At 65.5% G+C, this 5,480-nt stretch carries 6 protein-coding genes and 1 pseudogene; all 7 read left to right on the top strand.

What is annotated here, in order from left to right; genetic code table 11:
- Nucleotides 1-869: excinuclease ABC subunit UvrC (locus WCE35_RS21695; protein WP_424595367.1), on the top strand; the 869-nt coding region annotated here is incomplete at its 5' end.
- A 91-nt stretch (nt 870-960) separates the two neighbouring features.
- Nucleotides 961-1,575, top strand: a complete 615-nt coding sequence (gene pgsA / locus WCE35_RS21690) for a CDP-diacylglycerol--glycerol-3-phosphate 3-phosphatidyltransferase (RefSeq protein ID WP_424595366.1) — start codon at nt 961-963, stop codon at nt 1,573-1,575.
- On the top strand, nt 1,572-1,823 hold the full coding sequence (moaD, locus tag WCE35_RS21685) for a molybdopterin converting factor subunit 1 (protein WP_424595365.1): 252 nt from the start codon (nt 1,572-1,574) through the stop codon (nt 1,821-1,823). The genes pgsA and moaD overlap by 4 nt, the downstream gene beginning before the upstream one ends.
- Nucleotides 1,824-1,831: 8 nt before the next feature.
- The gene (locus tag WCE35_RS21680; protein WP_424595364.1) at nt 1,832-2,299 is read left to right on the top strand and encodes a molybdenum cofactor biosynthesis protein MoaE; all 468 of its coding nucleotides are present in this window, start codon (nt 1,832-1,834) and stop codon (nt 2,297-2,299) included.
- Entirely contained in the window at nt 2,299-3,261 is a 963-nt protein-coding gene (gene prmB, locus WCE35_RS21675; RefSeq protein WP_424595363.1) for a 50S ribosomal protein L3 N(5)-glutamine methyltransferase, read from the top strand. The genes WCE35_RS21680 and prmB overlap by 1 nt, the downstream gene beginning before the upstream one ends.
- A gap of 121 nt (nt 3,262-3,382) precedes the next feature.
- Nucleotides 3,383-4,729 (top strand): aspartate aminotransferase family protein, encoded by a 1,347-nt coding sequence (locus WCE35_RS21670; RefSeq protein ID WP_424595362.1) that lies wholly within the window; start codon nt 3,383-3,385, stop codon nt 4,727-4,729.
- Between the two features lie 319 nt (nt 4,730-5,048).
- Nucleotides 5,049-5,480, top strand: a pseudogene (locus WCE35_RS21665) (EAL domain-containing protein); the annotation flags it as partial.

The raw sequence follows: 5,480 nt of genomic DNA, 5'->3' as shown, positions 1-5,480 counted from the left end.
AGGCCGGCTTCAAGGTCGAAGTTGCCACGCCCAAGCGCGGCGAAAAGAAGGAGCTGGTCACGCATGCGCTGACCAACGCGCGCGAAGCGCTCGGCCGCAAGCTCGCCGACACCGCGACCCAGGGCCGCCTGCTGCAGGGGCTGGTCACCACGCTCGGATTGCCGCACCCGCCCAAGCGCATCGAAGTCTATGACAACAGCCACATCCAGGGCACCAACGCGGTCGGCGCCATGATCGTGGCCGGACCGGACGGTTTTATCAAGAACCAGTACCGCAAGTTCAACATCAAGTCCGAGGGCCTGACCCCCGGCGACGATTACGCGATGATGCGCGAGGTGCTGGAACGGCGCTTCAAGCGGCTGCTGAAGCCCGCGGAAAGCGACGCAACCAAGGCCGACGACGATTCGTTTCCGCAATGGCCCGATCTGGTCATCATCGACGGCGGCCGGGGCCAGCTCAATGCCGTCCGGCAGATCTTCGAAAGCCTCGGGCTGACGCAGGTCTCGCTGCTGGCGGTGGCAAAAGGGCCCGACCGCGACGCCGGCCGCGAGACGCTGTTCATGCCGGACCGCGAGGCCATCAAGCTCGAGCCGCGCGACCCGGTTCTGTATTTCATCCAGCGGATGCGCGACGAGGCGCATCGCTTCGTGATCGGCTCGCACCGCAAGCTGCGCAAGAAGGACATCCGCGAAGCCGGATTGCAGGAAATTCCGGGCATCGGCCCGTCACGCAAACGTGCCTTGCTGCACCACTTCGGAACGCTGAAGGAGATCGAGCGGGCCTCGATCGCCGACCTCGGCAAGGTCCCCGGCGTCAGCGCCGAAAGCGCCCGCAAGATTTTCGAGTTTTTCCACGCGCAACCGGGTTAAACGGGGTTTTGAGTCATCAGGGCGTCGCCGGCGGCAGACCATGTTGAGCGCCCCGGTTGACCTTCACGCCGGAGCGGTATTGGTAAGACGGATGAACATCGCGACCACCAGGGGACCGGCCAAGAGCCTGTCGCTGCCGAATATCCTGACCTACGCCCGTATCGCCGCCATTCCGGTGGTGGTCGGCTGCGTCTTCGCGCAATCCGTCATGGACGGCCCGCTGTGGCTGCGCTGGGTGGCGCTGGCCGTATTCATCGCGGCCGGCGTCACCGATTATCTGGATGGCTATTATGCGCGAATCTGGGGCCAGCAGTCGGCGTTTGGCCGGATGCTCGATCCGATCGCCGACAAATTGCTGGTCGCCTCCTGCCTGTTGATGCTGGCGGCGGACAACAGCATCCATGGCTGGACGCTGTGGGCCGCCATCGTGATCCTGTGCCGCGAGATCCTGGTGTCGGGCCTGCGCGAATATCTCGCGGCGCTGCGGGTCAGCGTCCCCGTCACCAAGCTCGCGAAGTGGAAGACCACCGTTCAGCTGGTTGCGATCGGTTTCTTGATCGCCGGCGAGGCGGGCGAGCAGTTCCTGGCCGTCACCACCCTGATCGGGATCGTCCTGCTGTGGACGTCGGCGATCCTCACGATCTATACCGGCTGGGACTATTTTCGCGCCGGCATCCATCACCTCATCAAGGAGGATGAGGGATGAAGGTCAAATACTTCGCCTGGGTGCGCGAACGGATCGGCAAGTCCGAAGAAACCGTCGAGCCGCCGCCGGAGGTCCGAACCGTGGACGATTTGATCGGCTGGCTGGCGAAGCGCGGCGAGACTTATGCCTATGCCTTCGAGACGCCGAAGGTAATCCGCGCCGCGATCGACCACGCCCATGTCAGGCCCGATGCGATGATCGCCGGCGCCCGCGAGATCGCCTTCTTCCCGCCGATGACCGGCGGCTGAGCCGTCCGATGACCGTTGCCGCGACCATCCGCATCCAGGAAGCCGATTTCGACATCGCGCGGGAGATTGCGGCGCTGACCGAAGGCCGCACCGATATCGGCGCCGTCGTCAGTTTCAGCGGTATCTGCCGGGGCAGCGAGAATGGCGATCCGATCGCGGCGCTGACCCTCGAACATTATCCCGGGATGGCGGAGGCCGAGATCAGGCGCCATGCCGAGGAGGCGACATCGCGCTGGCCGCTGACCGGCCTCACCGTCGTGCACCGGGTCGGCCGCATCACGCCGGGCGAGAACATCGTGCTGGTGCTGGCGGCATCGGCGCACCGGCAGGCGGCATTCCAGGCGGCTGAATTTTTGATGGATTACCTGAAGGCCAGCGCGCCATTCTGGAAACGCGGGGAAACCGCCAAAGGCACGGACTGGGTCGAGGCGCGCGACCATGATGACGCCGCGGCGGCGCGCTGGACCAAATCCTGATGACCAAGCGCAGCAAGCCGGTGGCGACGCGCGGCCGGGCCGTATCGAAATCGCCCAGGGTCGCAGCCGGCGAATTGCTGACATTGCTCGATTTCGTCCGCTATGCCGTCAGCCGCTTCGCCGAGGCCGAACTGGTGTTCGCCCACGGCACCACCGATCCGGTCGCGGAAGCCGCGTTCCTGGTCTGCGAGACGCTGCACCTGCATCCCGAACGGTTCGAGACCTTTGCGACCGCGCGTGTCACCGCCGCCGAGGGAAACAAGCTGCTCGATGTGATCGAGCGCCGCGTCACGACCCGCAAACCCGCCGCCTATCTCGTCAACAAGATCTACATGCGCGGCCTGCCCTTTTACGTCGATGAGCGCACCATCGTGCCGCGTTCCTTCATCGGCGAATTGCTGGACAGCCATTTCGGCGGCGACGGCGCGGAAACCGGTTCGTTGATCGACGATCCCCTGTCGGTGGAAAACCTGCTCGATCTCTGCACCGGTTCGGGTTGTCTTGCGATCCTGGCGAGCCGGAATTTTCCGAATGCCGGGATCGATGCGGTGGATCTTTCAAAGGACGCGCTCGAGGTCGCCGCGCGCAATGTCGGCGATTACGGACTTGAGGCGCGCGTCACGCTGCACCAGGGCGACCTGTTCGGGCCGATCGGCGGCAAGCGCTACGACCTCATCATCGCCAATCCGCCCTATGTCGATGCCGAAGGCATGGCCGGCCTGCCGCGCGAATGCCGCGCCGAGCCGAAACTTGCGTTCGACGGCGGCGCCGACGGGCTGGATATTGTCAGGCGCATCCTGGATCAGGCCGGCCAGCACCTGATGCCGCGGGGCGGGCTGCTGTGCGAAATCGGCCGCGGCCGCGCGCGCCTGGAAGCCGCCTATCCACGATTGCCGCTGCTTTGGCTCGATACCGAGGATTCCGACGGCGAAGCGTTCTGGATCGCGGCCGGCGATCTCTAGGTTGCAGGCCGCGCGACCGCCCGGTTGTGCGGAAATATCGTGGCCGCCGGCGTTCCCGTCCCGCGCCGAAACTGATACCCTGCGGACAACCCAAACGCCTTAAAACTCAGAAGAGGCCCCCATGCTGGACAAGAGCCCCCACCCCGCCGCCGTCAATGTCCCGAACGACCTCGCCGCGCACTGGATGCCGTTCACCGCCAACCGCGCCTTCAAGAAAAACCCGCGGCTGCTCGCCGGCGCCAAGGACATGCATTACTTCACGGTCGATGGCCGCAAGATCATCGACGCCGCCGCCGGCATGTGGTGCTGCAACGCCGGCCACGGCCGCGGCCAGATTTCCTCCGCGATCGCCAGGCAGGCCGAGACGCTGGATTACGCACCGCCGTTCCAGTTCGGCATTCCCCAGGCGTTCGAGCTTGCCAGCCGCATCGCCGATCTCGCGCCCGCCGGCCTCGATCACGTGTTCTTCTGCAACTCCGGTTCGGAGGCCGCCGACACCGCGCTCAAGATCGCGCTGGCCTATCATCAGATCAACGGCCAGGGCACCCGCACCCGCCTGATCGGCCGCGAACGCGGCTATCACGGCGTCGGTTTTGGCGGCACTTCGGTAGGCGGCATCGTCAACAACCGAAAAATGTTCGGCACGCTGCTCGCCGGTGTCGATCATCTGCCGCACACCTACGACCGCGACAAGCAGGCCTTCAGCAAGGGCGAGCCGGAATATGGCGCGCATTTCGCCGACGAACTGGAGCGCCTCGTCAACCTGCACGGCGCCTCTACCATCGCCGCCGTCATCGTCGAGCCGATGGCCGGATCGACCGGCGTGCTGCCGGCGCCGAAGGGCTATCTCAAGCGGCTGCGCGAGATCAGCCAGAAGCACGGCATTCTCCTGATTTTCGACGAGGTCATCACCGGCTTTGGCCGCCTCGGCTTCGCCTTCGCCGCCGAACGCTATGGCGTGGTGCCGGACATGCTGACCTTCGCCAAGGGAATCACCAACGGTGCGGCGCCGATGGGCGGCGTGCTGGTGCGCGACACCATTCACGACGCCTTCATGAGCGGCCCCGAGCATGTGGTCGAGCTGACCCACGGCTACACCTATTCGGCGCACCCGATCGCCTGCGCCGCGGCGCTCGCCACGCTCGACATCTACCGCGACGAAAATCTGTTCGAGCGCGCGGGCAAGCTCGAGCCGAAATTCGCCGACGCGGCGATGTCGCTGAAGGGCGAGCCCAACGTGGTCGACATCCGCACCGTGGGTCTGACCGCCGGCATCGACCTCGCGCCGCGGCCGGACCTGCCGGGAAAACGCGGCTTCGATGCGCTCAACAGCGCATTCCACGACAACGACCTGATGCTGCGCATCGCCGGCGACACCCTGGCGCTGACGCCGCCCTTGATCGTCAGCGAAGACCAGATCGGCGAGATCATCGGCAAGGTCGCCAAGGTGATCCGCGCGGTGGCGTAGATTTTTCTTACATCACGCTGCTCCCGTGTCCCGGACGCAGCGCAGCGCCTCTTTGGCGGTGCGCTGCAGAGCCGGGACCCAAAGCAAACGACCCAAGCAGATGGACCCCGGATCAGCAGCGCACCACGCCGCGAAGGCATAGCGCGTCAAAGACGCGCGTGAACGCGCTGACGGCGCTGCGCTGCATCCGGGGAACGCACCGGCGGACTCCCAACGTTCGACACCTGGACCCTCGGTTTCCGGCCGTCTCAAAACAACACTAGCCACCCGAATCAACATTGGTGATAAGGTTGTGTCGCCGGGGGGAGTTAGCGCGCGCATGATTCGCATTTCGACGATCTTCATCGCCATCTGCATGGTGCTGGTCGCAACTTCCCTTGGTCTTGTGCTGTATTCGGTGGCGGGGATCAGCGGGTCGGAATCCGCGATCGTGGCGCTGACCGCGCTGACCTTCCTGATCCTCTACAACGCCGTCTCGATGCGGCTGCGCGACCGCACCGATGTCGGCGGCCAGATCGCGGACCTTTCGCGCGGCACCGCCGATCTGGCGCGCCAGGTCGCCGAATTCGGACGCAGGCTCGCCGCCATCGAGGGCAAGATGGTGTCGGCGAATTCCGCCGGCGCGGACCGCTTCCAGAACGTGGTCGGGGAAATCAACGAGCTTGGCGTGCTGGTCAAGCAGCTTGCGGTCTCCGTCGCGGGCCACGAGGAAATGCTGGCGGCCGGCGCCGCGGCAGCCGCCTCTCACGTC

The sequence above is a fragment of the Bradyrhizobium sp. genome (assembly GCF_049691595.1).
Classification (GTDB): domain Bacteria; phylum Pseudomonadota; class Alphaproteobacteria; order Rhizobiales; family Xanthobacteraceae; genus Bradyrhizobium.
The sequence above is the reverse complement of the archived record's forward strand: the minus strand, read 5'-3'. Positions and strand labels throughout refer to the sequence as shown.

Coding starts and splice junctions, on each gene's coding strand:
- prmB (WP_424595363.1), top strand. CDS start 2,299: ATGACCAAGCGCAGCAAGCCGGTGGCGACGCGCGGCCGGGCCGTATCG.
- moaD (WP_424595365.1), top strand. CDS start 1,572: ATGAAGGTCAAATACTTCGCCTGGGTGCGCGAACGGATCGGCAAGTCC.
- WCE35_RS21680 (WP_424595364.1), top strand. CDS start 1,832: ATGACCGTTGCCGCGACCATCCGCATCCAGGAAGCCGATTTCGACATC.
- pgsA (WP_424595366.1), top strand. CDS start 961: ATGAACATCGCGACCACCAGGGGACCGGCCAAGAGCCTGTCGCTGCCG.
- WCE35_RS21670 (WP_424595362.1), top strand. CDS start 3,383: ATGCTGGACAAGAGCCCCCACCCCGCCGCCGTCAATGTCCCGAACGAC.